Genomic DNA, 20916 nt, shown 5'->3' on the forward strand with positions numbered 1-20916 from the left:
CCGTGGAACCCTTTCGTGGACAGCGGCAGTGCAGCCCGACCGGTGGCGGTCGAACCTGCCGCGATTGGTCCGAAACTAGGGGTCGAATGTTTCTGGCGTGTGTTCTCGACGTCAAAGTGACGTTTCGTTAGCCATTCGTGACTTTGCGAGGGATGGTCGCTTCTAGGGGGTCGGGGCCACGGCGAGGGGCCGGCGTGATCGTCGCCCCGCACGGACCATGTCGACGGTCAGCACGATGGATGCGACCCAGACGATGGCGAAGCCGACCCACCGCGCGGTCGACATGTGCTCGCCGAGCACGACGACCCCCACGACGAACTGCAACACGGGAGCGACGTACTGGGTCAACCCCACGGTCGTCAGGGGCAACCGACGCGTCGCCGAGGCGAAAAGCAACAGGGGCACGGCCGTGATCACGCCCGTGCCGATCGTGGCGAGGGTGTGCCCGACGCTCACGGTGCCGAGCACGACGCCGCCGCCGAGGCCCGTCACGTGCAGCACGATCAGGGTGACGGCCGCGAAGGGTGCGATCCAGAGCGTCTCGAGCGTGAGCCCGCCGACCGCGTCGACCCGACCGCCGACCTGCTTCTTGACCAGGCCGTAGAGCCCGAACGAGAACGCGAGGACGAGCGAGATGAACGGCGGCCGGCCCGCCCCGACGGCGATCACGAGGACGGCGACGGCGCTCAGCCCGACGGCCACCCACTGGGTCGTGCGGAGACGCTCGCGCAGCACGACCACGCCGAGCAGGACGGTGACGATCGGGTTGATGAAGTACCCGAGCGCCGCCTCGACCACGTGCCCGCTGAGCGTCGCCGAGATGAAGACCGTCCAGTTCACGACGATGAACGCGCCGGCCACCCCCATGGTGGCCACCAGGCGCGGCTGTCGCAGCAGGGCCAGGAACGAGCGCAGCGCCCCCGTCACGACGAGCAGCACCGCGCAGAAGACGAGCGAGAAGAGCACCCGCCAGGCGACGATCTCGAACGGGCCGGCCGGGGCCAGCAGCAGGAAGTACACCGGCAGGACGCCCCAGAGCCCGTAGGCCCCCAGGGCGTAGGCGAGGCCCGCCCCGCCGGCCCCGTCGACGCCGAGCCCCGAGGTCGGGGCGGAGGGGGACGAGGAGGCGCGGGTCGAGGTCACCAGGCGACTCTAGGTGGCTGCGCCCGCCGCCGGAACGGCCACTCCTGCCACCGTGGATCGATCGACGGACGACGACGCCTGGGGACGGGCCCTCGTCGGCCGGCACGGTGCCGACACGGCGAAGGCCCCTGCCGGAGCAGGGGCCTTCGGGATGGCGACCGGGGTCGCGGAGCACGGCCGGAGCCGTGCCGGGGTGCTAGCGGACGATGACCGCCAGGACGTCGCGGGCCGAGAGCACGAGGAGGTCTTCTCCGCCGTACTTCACCTCGGTTCCGCCGTACTTGCTGTAGATGACCTTGTCGCCGGTGGCGACGTCGAGCGGCACGCGGTTGCCGTTGTCGTCGATGCGGCCCGGGCCGACCGCCACCACTTCACCCTCTTGGGGCTTCTCCTTGGCGGTGTCGGGGATCACGAGACCCGAAGCAGTGGTCTGCTCGGCTTCGACCTGACGAATGACGATGCGATCTTCGAGCGGCTTGATGCTGACCGACACGGGTGACCTCTTCTTTCTCGGTGCTACGAAAACATGGGGGCTGGCACTTGCCGGGGGCGAGTGCCAGAACAACTGTAGGACGAGACTGGCACTCGGTCAATCCGAGTGCCAACGCGTCTGCCCGCGTGCGTCACACTGGACGACATGGATTCCTCCGAGCTGCTCGAAGTCCTCTCGCCCGAGGGGCTGCGGCTGCTCGACTCGCTGCCGGCGGGCGGCGCCTCCGGTGACGACGTCGTCGGCACGGTGGCCGCGTTGCGCAAGCAGGGCCATTCCCCCGCCCTCGTGTCGGCGGTGCTCACACAGGCCCGGCTCCGCGGCCGGGCCGTGGCCAAGTTCGGCGAGTTCGCGAGCCGCATGCTGTTCACCGAGGCGGGCCTCGAACAGGCCACGCGCCTCCCGGTCGCCGCCCGCCACGCCGGACGCTACGCCGCGGCGGGGATCGGCAGCGTCGCCGACCTGGGCTGCGGCATCGGGGGCGACGCCCTGGCCTTCGCCGCACTCGACCTCGACGTGCTCGCCGTCGACCGCGACGAGGTGACCGCGGCCGTCGCCTCGTACAACCTCGCGCCGTGGCCGTCGTCACGGGTCGAGCAGGGGGACGCCGCCACGACCGACCTCGCAGGCGTCGAGGGGGTCTTCCTCGACCCGGCGCGACGGACGTCCGGCCACACCGCCACCAAGCGCCTCGCCGATCCGGCCGACTGGTCCCCCGGCCTCGACGTCGCCTTCGGCTTCGCCGACCGCCTGCCCACCGGGGTCAAGCTCGGTCCGGGCGTCGACCGCGAGCTGCTGCCGACGGACGCCGAATGCCAGTGGATCTCGGTCGACCGCGACGTGGTCGAGGTGGGCGTGTGGTTCGGGCCGCTCGCGCGGCCGGGAGTGGGCCGGTCCGCCCTGGTGATCGGCACCTCCGGGGCGTCGGAGTTGACGGCCGCCGCCGACTCGGACGACGTCGACCCGGGCGACCTCGGCGAGTACCTCTACGAACCCGACGGCGCCGTGATCCGGGCACGCCTCATCGGCGACCTGGCCCGCTCGATCGACGCCCGGATGATCAGTCGCGACATCGCCTGGTTGACGACGGAGGCGCGGGTCGAGACCCCCTTCGCACAGGGATTCCGCGTGCTCGAGACGTTCCCGCTCGACGAGCGGACGCTGAAGCGCGAGCTGCGGGCCCGGGGCATCGGGCGACTCGAGATCAAGAAGCGCGGAGTCGACGTCGACCCCGCGACGTTCCGCAAGCGACTCTCGTTGCAGGGGACCGGGTCGGCGACCCTCGTCCTCACACGGGTCGCGGGGCGGCACACCGCCCTGCTCTGCGAGCGCCTGGTCTGACGCCGGGCGGGACGCGAGAGCGGCGTCGGGTCAGGCGACCGTCGCGACGGGATCGGTCGGCTCGACGACCCGCTTGCGTCTCTTGAACTTCATCGTCGGTCGTTCGACGAGATGCCAGCTGAGGGTGGCCACCGCGAAGGTGGCCGCCAACGACACCAGGGCGAAGAGGGGCACGCCCCATGCTGCGGCGCCCGCCGTCGCGAGCAGCTGCTGCAGCGGGAAACCGTAGATGTACGTGCCGTACGAGATGTCGGTGCGGATGGACGCCCGCGGGTGCTTGACGAGCGCACCGACGCCGAGCGCGAGGTACGCGAGCGGGAGCGCAGCCACCAGGCCGTAGTCGGGGAGCGCCGACGATGCCAGGACGAGCACGGCTGCCAGGACGAGCAACCAGGGCCGGACCGGGATCGCGTTCCGCCAGCGGTAGACGAGGGCCCCCGCGACGAAGACGATGCCGAAGCGTGACCCGTTGGTCACGTACCAGTTGTGGACGCCACCGTAGGTGCTCGCCGCCACGCCCACCGTGCAGAGGACGTAGGCGGAGGGGAGGGCCCAGCGCGAGCGCAGGAGTCCCACGACGCCGAGCAGGAGGACGCCGAGGTAGCAGGCGAACTCCCAGCCCAGGGTCCAGAGGGATCCGTTCCAGGCCCCCTCGACCGGCGTGCCCAGGGGCGTGCCCGCGATGTCGTACTGCCACACGCGCAGGAGGCCGTTGCGGAGGACGTACGAGACGGCGTCGCCCACGAAGCCGTCCGGCACGGGGACACCGCGGATGAGCAGCGACACCGGCGCGAAGACGGCGGCGGTGAGCACGAGGCACACCCAGAACGCCGGGAAGATCCGGAGCACGCGCGCCCGCAGGAATGCGACGACCTGCGGCGTCCTCGACCACGACATCACGATGAGGTAGCCCGAGATCGCGAAGAACACGTCGACCGGCAGGCGCGACGCGAGCTGCCGGGCGGGCTCGAAACCGATGTCGTGGCCGGTGAGGGGGACGGAGTGCCAGATGACGACGGCGGAGGCCATGACGAGGCGGATCAGGTTGTAGGCGTTGCGCCGCGGATCGAGGACGTCCCCGAGGACGTCGGCCCGGTTCGGGGCCGGCGCAGGGTCGACGGCGGCGTGGTCGCGGGCAGGCGCGGACATCGGTCCTCCGTGTCGCATTCGGGTGCCGGGGAACGGTTCGGGTGGTGGCAGGACACGATAGCTCGTCGCGGCCCCGGGACACCTCGTCCGCGGCGGCTTTCCGCCCTGGGTTCACCCGGGGAGGAGGGGCGCAAGGGTGAGGGGCGGCTGCCTCACCCAGAGGAAGCCGCCCGACGTCCCGTCGAGAGGGTCAGTACCCGCCGTAGTAGTCGGAACCCGACGAGAAGCCGGCGATGAAGAGGCCGAAGGCGATCCAGCCGATCACGATGAGCACGACGCCGGCGTAGCCGACGATGAGCCCGGTGAGCCAGAACCCCCTCGCGTGACGCTCACGCGAGATGCCCAGGTGCCCGAGCACGATGCCCGCGATGGACGCCACGATCGAGAGCCCGAAGGTGAAGGGCGCGAGCACGAGACCGGCGATCGAGCCGATCATCGCCAGGAGGCTGAGGAGGCGCGGGGGCTGTGCGGCGCCGGCCGAGGCGTACGGCGGGTAGGGCGAGCCGTAGGCCTGCTGGCCGTACGCTCCGCCGGGCTGGCCCTGCTGGCCGTAGGGCTGGCCCTGCTGGCCGTAGGGCTGGCCCTGCTGGCCGTAGGGCTGCTGACCGTACTGTCCGACGGGCTGACCCTGCTGGCCGAAAGACTGCTGACCGAACGACTGCTGACCGTACGGCGCACCGGACTGCCCGGAGGGCTGCTGCCCCTGAGGCTGTTGGCCGTAGCCCTGAGGCTGGCCGTACCCCGACTGCTGGCCCTGAGCCTGGCCTGGGCCCGAGGGCTGCCCCTGTGGCTGCCCGTAGCCAGGTCGCTGACCCTGAGGCTGCTGGCCGTACCCCGGCTGCTGCCCGTAGCCCTGCGGCCGGTTCTGCGCCTGCTGCCCGTAGCCCTGCTGGCCGTACCCTGTCGACGGCTGTGCACCCGGCTGGCCGTAGGGCGGCCGGGGCGGCTGGGGAGCACCCGGCGGGACCTGACCCGGACGGGACTGCGGCGCCGGGGCGCCCTGGGGTGCCCCGTACGGCGCCGACCCCGTCGGCGGCACGCCGGCCCCGGCGTAGGGCGACGACGCGGGCGGCTGGGACGACGGCTGCTGCGACGCGGCTCCCGGGAAGGCGGTGGGAGGCAGCGGCGGCGAGGCGGTGGCCGCGTCGCCACCCTCGGTCGGACGCGTCGGGGGCGCGGTGGGTGCCGCGGGCGGCGTCGGAGCCGAGGGCGCGGTCGGCGCCGAGGACGGCTTCTCGGGGGTGGTGTCGTCGGTGGCCATCAGCTGCCTTTCGCGAGCGGTGCGTCGGTCGTGCCATCGGGGCGGCCGGTCACACCCGTGACGGTCGCGTCCCGGGACACGAAAGGGCCCGCACCGTCCGGTGCGGACCCCGTCATGCTAGCGAGGCCGCCGATGAGCGGCCCCTGGGAGGCGTCGCCCATGGGGGCGCGCCCGCGGCCTCAGGAGTTGTAGCTGCCGTCGTAGAGGTCGGGGTTGCTGGCGATCGCACCGAAGACGACGAAGAGCAGGATGATCGTCAGGATCGTCAGCGCCACGACGACGTAGCCGAGGATGAGCCCCGTCAGGGCCATCCCCCGGCCCTCTTCGCCCCGCTTCTTGATCTGGCTCAACGCCATGTGGCCGGTCACGATGGCACCGATGGCCGTGATCGAGGTCACGAAGCCCGCGATGCCGAGGATCATCGACACGAGGGCGAGGGTGTTGCGCTGACCGGGACGAGCGCCGTTCTGCCCCTGGTACGAGGGCTGACCACCGGAGGGCTGCCCCGGGTAGGCCGGCTGCTGGCCCTGGTAGGGATTCTGCGGAGAGGGCTGGCCGTGGGGGGCGGGGTTCTGGTCGGTCATCGGAGACGTCCTTCTGCTGAGGGTCGGCCGGTGACGGCCGCGGTCGGTCGAGCGCCCATGCTATCGGCGGCCCATGGCCTGTGACCGGGGGCGGGTCGCCCGGGCCGCGCCGAAGGGTTCAGACGGCCTGGACCGTCGTCACGGGCAGCGTCGAGTCGGCCCCGAAGTCGAGAGGCGAGGGCGCCCGACCCCGCGACACGAGCTCGGCACCGAGTGCCGCGATCATGGCGCCGTTGTCGGTGCAGAGCGAGAGGGGCGGCACGCGCAGCTCGACCCCCGCCGCCGCGCAGCGTTCGGCCGCGAGCTCGCGCACGCGGGCGTTGGCGACGACTCCCCCGCCGAGCAGCAGGCGGGGGACGCCCCGGTCGGCGCAGGCCGCGAGGGCCTTGGTGAGCAGGACGTCGGCGACGGCCTCGCGGAAGCTGGCGGCGACGTCGGCGACGGGCACCGCGCCTCCTTCGCTGCGACGCTGTTCGACCCAGCGGGCGACGGCCGTCTTCAGCCCCGAGAACGAGAAGTCGTACCGGTGCTTCGCGAGGTCCTTCGGGAGGGTCAGCCCGCGCGGGAAGCGGACGGCCCTCGGGTCGCCGCCTTCGGCGACGCGGTCGATCTGCGGCCCGCCGGGGTAGGGCAGGCCGAGCAGGCGGGCCACCTTGTCGAACGCTTCACCCGCGGCGTCGTCGATCGTCTCGCCGAGCAGTTCGACGTCGTCGACGAGGTCGCGCACGTGCAACAACGAGGTGTGACCGCCCGAGACGAGCAGCGCGATGGTCGGCAACTCGAGCTCGCTGCCGTCGGCGCGGAGCACGTCCGCCCCGACGTGGCCGACGAGGTGGTTCACGGCGTAGAGGGGCTTGCCCGTCGCCAGGGAGAGGGCCTTGGCGGCACCGACGCCGACCATGAGCGCCCCGGCGAGCCCGGGTCCGCTCGTCACGGCGATCGCGTCGAGCTCGGCCGTCGTCACGCCGGCCTCGGCGAGCGCCGCGGCGAGGGCGGGCTCGAGCGCCTCGAGGTGCGCGCGCGCGGCGACCTCGGGCACGACGCCGCCGTAGCGGGCGTGCTCGTCCATCGACGACGAGATGACGTTGGCGAGGAGGGTTCGGCCGCGGACGATGCCGATGCCGGTCTCGTCGCAGCTGGTCTCGATGCCGAGCACGAGGGGCTCGCGGACGGCGGGCTCGGCGGCCGCCTGCTCGGCGGCGGACGAGGAGGCGCGGGTCGCGGTCACGGGCGGACGTCCTGTTCGTCGAGGGGCACGTCGTCGATCGGCTCGAGGGGGCCCGCCGTGGTCTCGGTGACGGCCGGCGGGACGCGCAGTCGCATGACGACCGCGTCGACCCCGTCGGGCATGTAGTACCGGGCACGGACGGCGATCCGCTCGAAGCCGAGCGTCTCGTAGAGGTGCTGCGCCCCGGGGTTGTCGGCCCGCACCTCGAGGAACACCTCGCGCACCCCGCCGTGACGGGCCTCGGTGAGCAGCTGGGTCAGCATCGCCCGTCCGAGCCCGCGCCCCTGGTGCTCGGCGAGGACGGCGATGGTCTGGATGTCGGCCTCAGGAGCCCCCTTCAGCGCCAGCATGCCCGCGTAACCGATGACGGTGGTGTCGTCGCCCTCGGCCGTGGCGACCAGGTAACGACCGCCGGGGGCGGTGAGCTCGTGCGTCATGCTCGCCCGCGACCAGGCGTCGGTGAGGAAGGCCGACGTCTCGATGGCCATGATGCCGTCGAGGTCGTCGAGGGTGGCCGTGCGCAGCAGCACGCTCATCGCGTGACCGGCTTCGGGCCGGCCGACGGGGTGACGTCGGGTTCGCGCAGGTACAGCGGCTCGGCGGCGGCGAAGGCGCGGCCGTGCTCGAAGAGCCGCTCGGCGAGCATTCCCAGCGCGGCCGCCGAGACCGTCGTCGCGTCGGGGTCGGTGCGCGGCCAGGACGAGGAGGCGCCGGTCGCCTCGTCGAGGTCGGCCGGTCTCACGAGGGCGGGGCGGGCCACCAGCACGGGCAGGCCGTCGTCGTCGAGCCCCGACCACGAGCTGTGTGCCACCTCGCGGCGACGGGCGTCCGTGACGACGACGAGCGGCGAGTCGACGGACCCGCCGGCGGTGCCGACGGAACGGCCCGCCGCCGCCGAGAGCCGTTCGAACGCGACGGCGTCGTGGCTGCCGACCGAGAGGCACGGCACCCCGGCACCGAAGGCGAAGGCCCGGGCGGCGGCGATGCCGACGCGCAGGCCGGTGAAGGGGCCCGGGCCCCGACCGGCCACCACGGCCGAGAGCTCGGACGGGGTCACGCCGGCCTCGCGCAGGGCGTCGTCGATCAGACGGCCGATCACCTCGGCGTGTCGCCGGGTGTCGGCGACCGTGTGCTCGGCGAGGACGCCGCCGTCGCGGTCGACGACGGCGACGGACGAGCCGGCGGAGGTGTCGATGGCCAGGATCACGGGGTCAATCGTAGGCGGTGTCGACGAGGCGACCCGCGCCTCCTCGACCGGTCGCCCGATCGACCCAGGACCGGACGCGACGACGCCCGGCACCACGAGGTGCCAGGCGTCGTCGGTCGATCAGAAGGCGCCGATGCGGCGGGCGGTCCCGGGTTGCCCGAGGAGCGCCGCGACGTCCGCCGGCAGGGTGGACACGATGCCGAGCGACGAGGCGAGCAGGCTGCCCATGCCGCCGAGGTCGAGCACCCCGGACGTCTCGACGTTGCGCCACGACCCGTTCTTCGCCGACAGGGCGGCGACCGAGTCGAGGCGGGTCACGGTCTTGTTGTCCCCGGCTCCCCAGCCGACGAGCGTCGCCTGCGCCGTGGTGCGTCGCTGGTTGAAGGCGTTGCCCGTCACCGTGATGCCCATGGAGTCGGCCGACCGGTGGGTCTTGCTGTCGAGGACGAACACCTGGTAGTAACCCCCGCTGCCGAAGGCGTTGTTGGCGATCGTGATCTTGCCGGTGACCCAGGTCATGGTCGGGTCGGGGATCGGGCGTCGACGGTCCTGCCCGGTGGGCGCCGTCGCCTGCCGACGTTCGTCCTGCGTGACCTTGATGCCGTACTGGCTGAAACCGCCGATCGAGTTGTTGTAGACGCGGACGTCATCCGTGTCCATCAGCTGCAGCCCGGCCTTGCCACCGGTGATCGTGTTGCCCGCCACGACGGCCTTGCTCGAGAGCTCGAGCTGGATGCCCGTCCACTCGTTGCCCTCGACCGTGTTGCCGATGACCTTGCTGTCGTAGACGGACTCGTCGAGCCAGAGACCCGAGCTGTAGTTGCGGCTGATGTCGTTGTTCGACACGGTCACGCCGCGTGAGCGGGTGATCTTGATGCCGCCCGAGACCGGCGCCTCCTTGAAGCGCTGCCAGTTGTTCTGACGGATCACCGAATCGGTGATCGACAGGTCGTACGAGGCGTTGGTCCCGACGCCCAGCATGCCGCTGCGCTCGACGGTCAGCCGGGACAGGGTGCCTCCGTTGTTCTCGAGGTTGAGGCCGATCATGGCGTTGTCCTGGATGACCAGGTTCTCGGCCGTGGCCCCGGTGTTGCCGAAGCGGATGGCGCCCTTGTCCGAGTTCGGAGTCGCGTAGCGACGGATGCCGATGCCACGGACGGTCGAGTCGGCCGACTGCACCCAGATGGCCTGCTGCTTGTTGCTGATCCGCACCTCGTGGCCGGCCGGGTCGGTCCCCAACAGCACGCGTCCCGACGAGGGGTCGGGGGCGAAGGTGCCGGGCGCGAGCTGCGACGGCGCGACCTGCGTGAGCTGGACGCCGTCGAGGAAGACCTGATCGGGTCGAGCGGCGTAGGGGAAGGCCGGGGACACGAACCGGGGGTTGTCCACCGCTCCGCCGATCTCCGCCGAGGGGAAGAAGGACCACGGGGTGCTCCAACCGGAGCCGGAGCGCTGCCAGGCGCCGACCGGGACGGAACCGTCGAACCACACGGCTTCACCGGGCCACGACTGGATCGTCAGCTTCTTCTGGAAGGGGACGACGACGCCCTCGTTGTACGTGCCGGCGCGGAGGACGATCGTGCCGCCCGACTTCGCCTTGGCGACCGCCGCCGTCGCCGTGCGCAGCGGAGCGGCACTCGTGCCGGCCGCCGAGTCGGAACCCGACGGGGCGACGACGATGGCTCCGGACGGCACGGCGTAACGGGCCGAGCCGACCGGCACCGAGCCCTGTGACGAGTCAGGTGACGTCGGGACGGGCGCGGGAGCGGGTTGGGGCGCCGGAGTCGTCGGCGCGGGAGCCGGAGTCGTCGGCGCAGGAGCCGGAGTCGTCGGCGCAGGAGCCGGAGTCGTCGGCGCGGGCGCGGCCTCGGCGGACTCCGAGGGCGAGCCGACGACCACGAGGTCGTCGAAGCTCGTCGTCGAGCGGCTCGTGTTGCCGGCGCTGGCGTACTGCCAGAGACCGACCGAACCGCCCTGGGACACCCTGTCGGCGGCGGAGTCGGAGACCGACAGCTGCCAGCCGGGTTCGGACGACGCGACGGGCCAGGCCTTCCCCTTGAGGCTGACGGCGGTCGAGCCCTCGGCCCGGAACGCGATCGAGACCGTGGAGCCGGCCGAGATGCCGGCCGGGAGTGCGACACGACCCAGGGAGGTCTCGCCGCTCTTCTTCACCTTGGTCACGGCCAGCGACACCGCACCCGAACCGCCCGTCTCGAGGCGGCCCCGGTAGGCCGAGCCGTCACCTTGACGGCGGAGCTCCCAGCCCTGGTAGAACCCGGCCTTGGAGTCGGGCAGACGGATCTTGCCGCGGACCTCGACGTCCTTCACGGAGACGCTGGCGAGCGCTGCCGTGGCCGAACCGCCCGGTGCGAGGCCGGAGATGGTCGAGACCCCCGAGGCGACGGAGAACGACGCCGTCGACGGGCCGGACCACGTCGACCAGGCCCCTCCCTTGTCGGCGGTTCCCCACCCGGACGTCGACACGCGTGCCGACGAGTCGGAGGCGACGGTGGTCGGAGCTGCGGACGCGCTGGTGACCGGGACGACCACGCCCGCCACGACGGCGACGACCGTCGCGAGGGCACCGATCGCGGTTCGGACACGGATGGGCGGAGAGGGGCGGTGCTCGGGGGCGCTGGGCATCGTCACTGCTTTCATCAAGGGAAGGTGTGGGCGATCCCGCGACATGCCTCGGGAACGGAGGCTCGTGCGAGAGGGAGAACACCACGCCGTGCCCCCAGGACGGGGGCTTGCGCGGAATGGATCTGAGGGGACGGAATCTCACCCGGTCAGGACAAGAGGTGATCTTGTTACATTCACGCGTACTCCGCAAGGGGGCGTCAGCCCCCAACAAGGTGGCTCCCCCTCGGGTGTCGGCACTGTGGGGGACACCAGGACGGGGGTCGTCGGAGCCGCCTGGGTCGCCTAGAGTTCACGGATGATCCAGCCTCGAACCGACCCGGCGGTCGCGGCGACCGGCTCGTCGGTCGCCCTTTCCGGCAGCGGCGTCGAGGCCCGCACCTGGGTCCGCGTCCTGGCCGCGACAGCCGTCGTCGTCCTCGGCATGCGCCTCACGCTGCCGCAAGGCCTGCAGCTCGGGTTCGTCGTGGCCGCCGTCCTGCTGCCGGTCTGGTGGGCGAACGTCACGCGCCGTCGCTGGGGTGTCGCGTTCATGGTGGTGGGCGCCGTGGCGGCGCTCGCGGGACTCTGGCTCGGCGTCGCCAACCTGGGCGACCACGAGGTCGATCCGGCGTCGGCCCTGCCGATGACCATCCTGCTCGTGGGCGCCCTGCTCGGCGTGGGGCTCTTCATCTGGGCGAAGGACGTCCTGGGCGCCGAATGGGCGACGCTCTGGTTCGGCGTGGGACTGGCGCTGCAACTCACCCCGAGCACCGCCCTCTTCGCGAGCAACCCCTGGAAGTTCGGATTCGCCCTTCCCGCGACCGTCATCGCGCTGGCACTGGCAGCCCGCCTCGGTCGGCGCTGGGAGCTCGCGACGCTGCTCGTGCTCACGCTGGTGGCCGCCCTCAACGACTTCCGGTCGGCCTTCGGCCTGCTGCTGCTCGCGGCCATCCTCGTCTTCGTCCAGCTGGCGATCGTCAGGCCTCACCGACGCCCCTCACCCGTCGCCGTGCTCGTCGGCCTCGGGGCGCTCGGCTTCGTGGTGTTCCAACTCGGCCAAGCCCTCATCCTCGACGGCTACCTGGGCCTCGCCGCCCAGTCGCGCAGCGTCGAACAGCTGCGCGTGTCGGGCTCGTTGATCTTGGGCGGACGCCCCGAGCTGGCAGCGACCCTGGCCCTGATGCAGCACCACCCCTGGGGATTCGGAGCCGGATCCGTCCCGACGCCCGACGACATCCTCATCGCGAAAGAGGGCATGAGCAGCATCGGCTACCAACCGAACAACGGCTACGTCGAACGCTTCATGTTCGGGGGCAACTTCGAGTTGCACTCCGTCTTCGGCAACCTGTGGTCGCAGACCGGGGTCGCCGGGCTCGTCCTCGTGGGCCTGATGTTCGCCGTGCTGGCCCTCGGCATGGCACGCCGGATCGCCGACGGCACCGCCACAGGGATCTTGCTCTACGCCTCGGCCCAGAGCATCTGGAACCTCTTCTTCTCACCGTTCTACGGGGCGCTCACGACCTTGATCCTCGCCCTCGGCCTGGCGTTCCTGCCGGTCGCACGGCGACGCGAGCGAGGCCCCCGTTCCGGCACGCTCATGCCCGACGAGTCGCTCAGGCCCTGATCCACTCCTCGACGGCCGTCATCCCGCCATCCCACCGATCGACGCGCTCGAACCCGGCGTCGGTCAGGACACCTTCGTCGGCGTCACCCGTGGGGGCGGTCGCGGGTTCGACCACCCAGACGCGGTCGACGTCCGCAAGTCGGGTCCGGTCCGAGGACAGGAGCCACGACGTGCCCCTGAGACTGTCCTCGTCGGTCGGCTCGCTCCGCCGCGTCACGTCGACGAGGTCGTCGAACGCCTCCGGGTACGTGACCTCGACGTTGTCGGTGGTCCTCCTGACCACCGGGTCCGACGAGTCGTCGAGCGGCGCGAAGTAGACCCCGTCGCCGGCGGAGGCACCACGCTCGACGACCGCCGCGGCCTCGGACCAGTCCGTTCCGCTCTTGCCGGTCACCTGTCGCTGCGACACGTACACGGGGACGGCCAGCACGACCACGACGGCCAGGGCGACCAGCCGGAGGACCCGCCCCCGGAGGGCGGTGACCCCCAACCCGATCAGCGCCGCGCAGACCGGAGCGGCGAACGTGAAGTAGCGAGGGTTGTAGAGCGGGCTGACGACGAGGCTGTAGCCCACGACGACGAGGGTCGGGACGACCAGGACCGGCACGAGCACCCACGACGTCGCGGACTGCCGACGGCGGGCCCCGACGACGACCGCGACCGCCATGGCCGCCCACCCGACGAGGGCCAGCGCGAGTGACGCCAGGGCCCACGGCTCGGTGGGAGAAGCCGTGGACGTCACGCGCGTCGGCGTTCCACCGAGGAACCACTGGTTGACGACCACCCCCCGGGCGATCTGCACGAGACCCATGTCGTTGTCGCCCAGTTGCCCCTGCTGTCCGGCTGCCAGCAGCACCACCGGCGACGCCGCGAGACCGCCCGCCGCGGCGGAGGCGAGCCAGGCCAGGCGGCGCCTCACCGGGACCCGACGCCAGGCGGCCACGGTCACGGCGTGGGCGACGGCCAGCAGGGCGACGTAGATGTTGAGGGCGGTGCCCACCCCGACGAGGGCGGCGTACCCGATCCACCGCGCCGCGCCTCCTCGGTTCAGCGCGACGACGAGCACGACGGTCGCCCACACGGCCACGGCCGCGCTGGGCCCGAAGGAACGCGCCTCGATCCCCATCCAGGTGATGCGCGGCAGCACGACGGCGACCACCGCACCCGCGACGGCGGCGTCTCGGCGTCCGAGCACGACCAGCAGCCGGTGCACGCCGACGACGGCGACTCCGGCCGCGACCGCGCTCGGGAGGCGGAGGGCCACCGGGGAGGTCCCGGCGACGGTCGTCCAGACGTGCATCAGCAGGTAGTAGGCGGCGTGCACGGCGTCGATGCGCTGGACGAGGGCCCAGAGCTCGGGAAGGCTGCGGGTGGCCGCCGAGACCGTCGCGGCCTCGTCGGTCCACAGCGACACCGTCGACGAACCGACCAGCGCCACGGCGGTGCCGGCGAGACCCAGCGCGAGCGGGACGCCGATCGAGGAGGCGCGAGGTCGTCTCGAGGACGCCGTGGACCCGGCCGGCCGGGTCGTCGTCGGGGTGGTGGTCGTCATGGCCGTCCTCGTGCGTGCCGACCGCGAGCCGTCGCCTCGGGGACGAGGGAGAGGGCGACCGGACCGTCGGGTCGGGTGCGGGTGGCCCGGAGTGCTGGCATGCTAGCAGCGGCCCTGGACCCCACCGGCGTCCGGCGGGGCGGGCCACCCGACCGAGGAGCCACCATGTCGTCAGACGACCAGACGCCCGACCCCACACCGACGAGGCCCCGTCGGCGCCTGGTGATCGCGCTGGCCGCCGTCGCCGTGGCGCTCGCCCTCGTCGTCGCCTTCGTGGTCGTGCCCGCCGTCTCGGGCGGCGACGCCGACGAGCCCGGCGCCGCCGGACCGGGGTCGGGCTCGAGCTCGCCGACGACCGGCGAGTCGTCGGACGACGGGACGACGGCCCCGACCGACACCGCCCCTCCCGCCGCGGGGCCGGACACACCCGAGGCACCACCCGTGGGCCTCGACGAGTCGCCCACCGTCGTGGACGGGGTGACGGTCCGGGTGAAAAGCCTCGACGCGGTCGACGGCGAGGCCACACTGCCCGGTGAGGTGACCGGCCCGGCCGTCCGTGCCGAACTCGAGGTGTACAACTCGTCGGCTGCTCCCGTCGACCTCTCGACCGTCGTGGTCAACCTGGCCTACGGTGCCGACCGCACGCCCGCGAACACGTTCTCGACCGGGACTTCTTCGTTCCCGGCGAGCGTGGCCGCGGGAGCCACGGCCGACGGCGTCTACGTCTTCGCCGTGCCCGTCGACGGGCATTCCGACCTCCGCCTGACCTTCGACTACGCCGTCGACGTGCCGGTCGTCGTCTTCGAGGGATCGACCTCGTAACACCCCTGTACCCACAACGGGGGCCATTGTCCCCCCTTGGGGGGACCTTATAGTCGTCAAGCCATCGGTACCCGAATGCCGATGACGCCTACCCGACCCGAATGAGGCTCCCCCATGGGAAGAACCGTCTCGTCGCGCCTTCGTCTCCCCGCGATCGTCGCTGCGTCCGCCGTGCTGTTGTCCGTCCTGGTCGGAGTCCAGCCCGCTGCGGCCGACTCCGCCCCCCTCGACCCGACGTCGCCGTCGACGCCGGCGACCGTCACGGCCGACGCGCTCCCCGCACCCCAGATCGACGGGTCCGTCTTCACGCAGGTGATCGTGGGCAACACCGTCTACGCCGCGGGCAAGTTCACGAAGGCCCGCCCGGCGGGCTCGGCAGCGGGCGTCGACGAGGTCCCCCGCAGCTACCTCCTCGCGTACGACATCACCACGGGAGCGCTCTCGACGACCTTCGCGCCGGTCATCGACCAGCAGGTGAAGGCCATCGCGGCTTCTCCGGACGGCAAGCGCCTCTACATCGGTGGGGCGTTCACCAAGGTCAACGGCGTCAACAAGTACCGCCTGGCCGCCCTCGACCCGACCACCGGCGCCGTCCTCAGCGGCTGGAACCCGGGCACGAACGCATCGGTCAACGCCATCGCCGCCGTGGGCCCGAACGTCTACTTCGCCGGAGCGTTCTCCAGCGTGGGCAAGGACACCCGGATCAAGGCAGCGGCGGTCACCGCCTCGAACGGCACCAACCTGCCCTGGGCACCCCAGATCGCCAACGGCGACGTGCTCGGCCTCGTCACGAGCCCTGACGGCTCGAAGATCGTCCTGGGCGGTTCGTTCGGATCGGTCAACGGGTCGGCGCAACCGGGATACGGTCTCGCCATGGTCGACTCCTCGACCGGCGCCAACTTGCCTCTGCAGACCAACGACGTGATCCGCAACGGTGGCGGACAGGCCGCGATCTACAGCCTGAGCGCGACCGCCAACGGCTTCTACGGGTCGGGTTACACCTTCGGCGGCGGCGGTCGTCTCGAAGGCGCCTTCAAGTCGACCTGGAGCGGCGACCTCGCCTGGGTCGAGGACTGCCACGGCGACACGTACTCGGTGGCCGCGAACAGCACCGCCGTCTTCGTCGCCGGCCACCCGCACTACTGCGGCAACATCGGCGGGCAGCCGCAGACCGATCCCTGGACCTTCCAGCGGGCGATGGCCTTCAGCGACTCGGCCACGCAGACCGCGACGAACGACCCCTACGGCTACTACAACTTCGCCGGCCAACCAGCGCCGAGCATCCTCAACTGGTTCCCCGACTTCGCCACCGGCAGCTACACCGGCCTGAGCCAGGGCCCGTGGAGCGTCGCCGCCAACGACAAGTACGTGGTCTACGGCGGGGAGTTCCCGTCCGTCAACGGCAAGGCGCAGAACGGCCTCGTGCGCTTCGCGGTGTCGAGCATCGCCCCGAACAAGATGGGGCCGGAGGCCTCCGGCGCCCTCTTCACCCCGAACCTCGTCTCGCTGTCGTCCGGCACGGTCCGGGTCAGCTGGCAGTCCAACTGGGACAAGGACAACGCGAACCTGACGTACGCCGTGTACCGCGACGGCGACCTGACGAACCCCGTCTACACGACGACCCGATCGTCGACCTTCTGGAAGCGCCCCGCGCTCGGCTTCGTCGACAAGGACCTCGCACCCGGCAGCACCCACAGCTACCGCATCCGGGCCACCGACCCGCTCGGCAACACGGTCCTGGGTGACGGCGTGAACGTCACCGTGACCGCAGACGCGGTCTCGCCCTACGCCAAGCAGGTCGCCGCCGACGGCGCCACCTCGCTCTGGCGCCTTGGCGAGAAGAGCGGAACGACCGTCTACGACTGGGTCGGCTACGACGACCAGCAGGCGCAGGACGGCGTGACCCGTGGTGCCACCGGTCAGACCACGACCGACGCCGACGGCGCCAGCACCTTCTCGGGCACGGCCACGGGCCTCGCGTCGACGACCTCCGCCATCGCGGGCCCGCAGACCTTCTCGGTCGAGGCCTGGTTCCGCACGACGTCGACCACGGGTGGCAAGATCGTCGGCTTCGGCAGCAGCCGCACCGGCAACTCGAACTCGTACGACCGGCACCTGTACATGGACCCGCGGGGCCGCGTGTCGTTCGGCGTGTACCCGAACGCGAGCAGGATCATCACCAGCCCCACGTCTCTGAACGACGGCCAATGGCACCAGGTGGTGGGGACGCTGAGCTCGGCCGGCCAGTCCTTCTACGTCGACGGCAAGAAGGTCGCGACCGACGCCGGGACGACGGGTGCCCAGGACTACACGGGCTACTGGCGCATCGGCGGTGACAACAACTGGGACGGCGCCCCGTACTTCCAGGGCGACATCGACGACGTCTCCGTGTACCCGGCCGCCCTGAGCGCCAAGCAGGTCGACGGCCAGTGGGTCGCCTCGGGTCGCACGAGCAAGCTGCCCAAGGCCCCGGCCGACGCCTACGGCGCCCGGGTGTTCCAGGACGACCCCGAGGCGTACTTCCGCCTCGACGGGGACGCCTCCACCGTCTCGGCCGACTCGTCGCCCGTGGGCACCAACGGCGTCGTCGCCGGGGGCGTGGGCACCGGCGGCACGCCCGCCGTCGGCGGTTCCGGGCAGTCGGCGACGTTCAACGGCCAGGACGCCGGCGTCGCGACCACCACCTCGTACGACACCCCGAACAACTACACGCTCGAGACCTGGTTCAACACGACCACGACCTCGGGTGGCAAGCTGATCGGCTTCGGCAACCAGCAGACCGGCTACAGCGGCAACTACGACCGCCACGTGTACATGGAGCAGGACGGTCGCCTACAGTTCGGCAACTGGACCGGTCGGATGAACCTCGCGAGCAGCACGGCGAGCTACAACGACGGCCGTTGGCACCACGTGGTCGCCACGCAGGGCTCGGACGGCATGAAGCTCTACGTCGACGGCGCCCAGGTCGGGTCGAACCCGACCACGGCCTCGGACGGCTACCGCGGGTTCTGGCGCCTCGGCGGCGACAGCTCGTGGAACTCGGGTTCGGGCTACTGGGCCGGGAGCCTCGACGAGGCCGCGGTCTACGCCCGACCCCTCGACGCCACCACGGTCGCGCAGCACTACGCGCTCGGTGCGAACAAGCCGAACGCCGCGCCCACGGCGGCCTTCACCTCGACGCCCACCGGTCTCGGCGTCGCCTTCGACGGCCGCACCTCGGTCGACCGCGACGGGACGATCGCCTCGTACGGCTGGGACTTCGGCGACGGGAGCGCCCCGGCCAGCGGCGCCACCCCCTCGCACACCTACGCCGCGGGGGGCACCTACACCGTCACCCTCACCGTGACGGACGACCAGGGAGCCGTCGGCACGTCGACGGCCACCGTCACCGTGACGGCGCCCCGGGTCAACGCGGCACCGACCGCCTCGTTCACCTCGGTGGTCGACCACCTGGCCGTCGCCGTGGACGCGAGCACCTCGACCGACTCCGACGGCACCGTCGCGTCGTACCGCTGGGACTTCGGTGACGGCACCGTCGCCGCGACGGGCCCGACCGCGAACCACACCTACGCCGCTGCCGGCACCTACACGGTGACGCTCGTCGTGACGGACTCCGAGGGTGCCACCGGCACCTCGACGGGGACGGTCACGGTCGCCCCGGCTCCCCCGGTGAACGTGGCCCCGACGGCCTCGTTCACGAGCGCCGCCACGGGACTGGCCGTCTCGACCGACGCCACCGCGTCGACCGACCCCGACGGCACCGTCGCGGCCTACGCCTGGACGTTCGGTGACGGAGGCACGGCCACGGGCAGGACGGCCGCGCACACCTACGCGGCGGCCGGCACCTACACGGTGACCCTCACCGTGACCGACGACAAGGGCGCCACGGGCACCTCGACCGGCAGCGTGACCGTCGCGCCGATCCCGAACGCTGCTCCGACGGCCTCGTTCACGACGTCGGCCAAGGCCCTCTCGGTCTCGACCGACGGACGCGCCTCGACCGACTCCGACGGCACCGTCACGGCGTACGCCTGGGACTTCGGCGACGGAGGCACGGCGACCGGCAGCACGGCGGCCCACGACTACGCCGTCGGCGGCACCTACACCGTGACCCTCACGGTGACCGACGACAAGGGAGCCACCGCGACCCGCACCTCCACGGTGACGGTCACCGCGCCTCCCGTGGTCACGGCCGCGGTCAAGGACGGCTTCGGACGCTCGGTGACGGGCGGCTGGGGCACGGCGGAGGTCGGCGGCACCTGGACCAGGACGGGTCAGGCCTCGCAGTACTCGGTGGCCGGCGGCGTCGGCACCCAGTACCTCGGGGCGGCCGGCTGGAACACGTCGATGGCCCTGACCGGGGTCAGCACGACGGACGCCGACCTCCGCACCAGCGTCAGCCTCGACAAGGTGGCCACCGGCGGAGGGACCTACGTCTACGTCACCGGGCGCAAGGTCGCGGCGAACACCGAGTACCGGGCGTCGATGCGCTACCGTCCCGACGGCACCGTCGTCGTGGGCCTCACGGCCTTCAAGGGATCGACCTCGGGGACGAACCTCGCCGCCGAGACCCTGGTCCCCGGCAAGGTCGCACCGGGCGCGAAGCTGAACGTCCGACTCGAGGTCAGCGGCACCGGCACGACGACCATCCGTGCGAAGGTCTGGGCCGACGGCACGGCCGAGCCGACCGCGTGGACGGTGTCGGCAACCGACACCTTCGCCGGCCTGCAGGCACCCGGCTGGGTCGCCCTCGGCGCCTACGCCTCGGGAAGCACCACCAACGCCCCGCAGACGGTCTCGTTCGACGACCTGAGCGTCTTCAAGCCGTGACCGACGCCGCCCCGGAGCACGCGAGCAGGCTCGTCGTCCAGCAGTCGTTCCCGCGACCGCGCCCGACGACGAACCCCTACCTCGTGATGCTCCGGGACGCCGTCGGCGCGGTGCCCGGGGTGGAGGTGCGCACCTTCGACTGGAAGGGCGCCCTGCTGGGCCGCTACGACGTCTTCCACGTGCACTGGCCCGAGATCCTCGTCTCGGGGCAGAGCCCGCTCAAGGCGCTCGTGCGTCAGGCGTTGACCGTCGCCCTGGTGACTAAGCTGCGGCTGACGCGCACCCCGATCGTCCGCACCGAGCACAACCTCGAGCTGCCGAGCGGCATCTCCCGGCGCGAGCGCGTCCTGTTGCGCTGGATCGAGCGACGCACCGCGCTCTGGGTGCGGCTGAACGACGAGACGCCCGAGCACGCCGACGCACTCGGCGCGCTCATCCCCCACGGCCACTACGTCGACTGGTTCGCCCGCTGGCCGTGGCCGTCGCGCGAGGCAGGCCGGGTGTCGTACTTCGGCTTCATCCGCCGCTACAAGGGGGTCGACGGCCTCGTCCGGGCCTTCCGAGGCGTCCGGGGCGACGACCGGAGGCTGCACGCCGCCGGCAAGCCCTCGACGCCCGAGCTCGCCCACGGGCTCGAGCAGCTCGCGGCCGACGATCCCCGGGTCAGCCTCGACCTGCGTTTCCTCGACGACGAGGACCTCATCGACGTGGTGCGCCGGGCCGAGCTGGTCGTGCTGCCCTACCGCGAGATGCACAACTCGGGCGGGGTGCTGACGGCGCTGTCGCTCGGCCGGCCCGTGCTCGTACCCGCCAACGAGGTCAACGCCCGCCTGGCCGACGAGGTCGGCGCCGACTGGGTCCGGCAGTACGCCGACGAACTCGGTCCCGACGACGTCGAGCACGCGCTCGACGCGGCCTCGCGGCTCGACGACGACGCGCGCCCCGACCTGTCGGCCCGCGACTGGGACCGCGCGGGCGAGGCACACGTCGCGGCCTACCGTCGGGCGATCGCCGCGACCCGTGGTCGACGTGCCGTCGGCGGACGCCGGGCGCGCCCGTGAGC

Annotated in this window: 15 protein-coding genes; 5 read left to right on the plus strand and 10 right to left on the minus strand. The window is 72.0% G+C overall.

Going from position 1 to position 20916, the window contains the following annotated elements; translation table 11 throughout:
- Positions 1-162 precede the first annotated feature (162 nt).
- A complete protein-coding gene (gene rarD, locus EDF21_RS10125) occupies positions 163-1143 on the minus strand; it encodes an EamA family transporter RarD (protein ID WP_123571263.1) in 981 nt (326 codons plus the stop codon).
- 196 nt (positions 1144-1339) lie between these two features.
- Positions 1340-1636: a co-chaperone GroES gene (gene groES / locus EDF21_RS10130; protein ID WP_043595988.1), complete on the minus strand. Its 297-nt coding sequence runs from the start codon at positions 1634-1636 to the stop codon at positions 1340-1342.
- Between the two features lie 144 nt (positions 1637-1780).
- Between groES and EDF21_RS10135 the strand changes: the two genes are divergently transcribed.
- Positions 1781-2974, plus strand: a complete 1194-nt coding sequence (locus EDF21_RS10135) for a class I SAM-dependent methyltransferase (protein WP_123571264.1) — start codon at positions 1781-1783, stop codon at positions 2972-2974.
- Between the two features lie 30 nt (positions 2975-3004).
- Here the strand turns inward: EDF21_RS10135 and EDF21_RS10140 are convergent, their stop codons facing one another.
- The 7 genes from EDF21_RS10140 to EDF21_RS10170 form a co-directional block, all read right to left on the minus strand.
- Positions 3005-4123 (minus strand): acyltransferase, encoded by a 1119-nt coding sequence (locus EDF21_RS10140; RefSeq protein WP_158612904.1) that lies wholly within the window; start codon positions 4121-4123, stop codon positions 3005-3007.
- A gap of 190 nt (positions 4124-4313) precedes the next feature.
- Entirely contained in the window at positions 4314-5384 is a 1071-nt protein-coding gene (locus tag EDF21_RS10145; RefSeq protein WP_123571266.1) for a DUF4190 domain-containing protein, read from the minus strand.
- 179 nt (positions 5385-5563) lie between these two features.
- Complete coding sequence (locus EDF21_RS10150; protein WP_123571267.1) at positions 5564-5968, minus strand: DUF4190 domain-containing protein; 405 nt, start codon at positions 5966-5968, stop codon at positions 5564-5566.
- Between the two features lie 118 nt (positions 5969-6086).
- Positions 6087-7124, minus strand: coding sequence for a tRNA (adenosine(37)-N6)-threonylcarbamoyltransferase complex transferase subunit TsaD (tsaD, locus tag EDF21_RS10155; protein WP_199736351.1), 1038 nt, complete (start codon positions 7122-7124; stop codon positions 6087-6089).
- 68 nt (positions 7125-7192) lie between these two features.
- Positions 7193-7732: a ribosomal protein S18-alanine N-acetyltransferase gene (gene rimI, locus EDF21_RS10160; RefSeq protein WP_123571269.1), complete on the minus strand. Its 540-nt coding sequence runs from the start codon at positions 7730-7732 to the stop codon at positions 7193-7195.
- Complete coding sequence (gene tsaB / locus EDF21_RS10165) at positions 7729-8403, minus strand: tRNA (adenosine(37)-N6)-threonylcarbamoyltransferase complex dimerization subunit type 1 TsaB (RefSeq protein ID WP_123571476.1); 675 nt, start codon at positions 8401-8403, stop codon at positions 7729-7731. Before tsaB ends, rimI begins: the two co-directional genes overlap by 4 nt.
- Before the next feature lie 120 nt (positions 8404-8523).
- Positions 8524-11061 carry a right-handed parallel beta-helix repeat-containing protein gene (locus EDF21_RS10170; RefSeq protein WP_148053683.1) on the minus strand — a complete coding sequence of 846 codons (2538 nt, stop codon included), beginning with the start codon at positions 11059-11061 and terminating at the stop codon, positions 8524-8526.
- Between the two features lie 280 nt (positions 11062-11341).
- Here EDF21_RS10170 and EDF21_RS10175 point away from each other — a divergent pair, with 280 nt between their 5' ends.
- Positions 11342-12649, plus strand: coding sequence for a hypothetical protein (locus tag EDF21_RS10175; protein ID WP_123571271.1), 1308 nt, complete (start codon positions 11342-11344; stop codon positions 12647-12649).
- On the opposite strand, the gene EDF21_RS10180 is transcribed toward EDF21_RS10175, so the two are convergent.
- Positions 12639-14201 (minus strand): glycosyltransferase family 39 protein, encoded by a 1563-nt coding sequence (locus EDF21_RS10180; protein WP_123571272.1) that lies wholly within the window; start codon positions 14199-14201, stop codon positions 12639-12641. The two genes, EDF21_RS10175 and EDF21_RS10180, sit on opposite strands and share 11 nt — an antisense overlap.
- 165 nt (positions 14202-14366) lie before the next feature.
- Between EDF21_RS10180 and EDF21_RS10185 the strand changes: the two genes are divergently transcribed.
- The 3 genes from EDF21_RS10185 to EDF21_RS10195 all read left to right on the plus strand — a co-directional run bounded on the left by EDF21_RS10185 (position 14367) and on the right by EDF21_RS10195 (position 20914).
- Positions 14367-15023: a hypothetical protein gene (locus EDF21_RS10185; protein WP_148053684.1), complete on the plus strand. Its 657-nt coding sequence runs from the start codon at positions 14367-14369 to the stop codon at positions 15021-15023.
- A 114-nt stretch (positions 15024-15137) separates the two neighbouring features.
- Complete coding sequence (locus EDF21_RS10190; protein ID WP_123571274.1) at positions 15138-19853, plus strand: PKD domain-containing protein; 4716 nt, start codon at positions 15138-15140, stop codon at positions 19851-19853.
- Positions 19850-20914: a glycosyltransferase gene (locus EDF21_RS10195; RefSeq protein WP_056043492.1), complete on the plus strand. Its 1065-nt coding sequence runs from the start codon at positions 19850-19852 to the stop codon at positions 20912-20914. Before EDF21_RS10190 ends, EDF21_RS10195 begins: the two co-directional genes overlap by 4 nt.
- The last annotated feature ends 2 nt before the right edge of the window (positions 20915-20916 follow it).

This window comes from Frigoribacterium sp. PhB118, assembly GCF_003751725.1.
Taxonomy (GTDB): domain Bacteria; phylum Actinomycetota; class Actinomycetes; order Actinomycetales; family Microbacteriaceae; genus Frigoribacterium.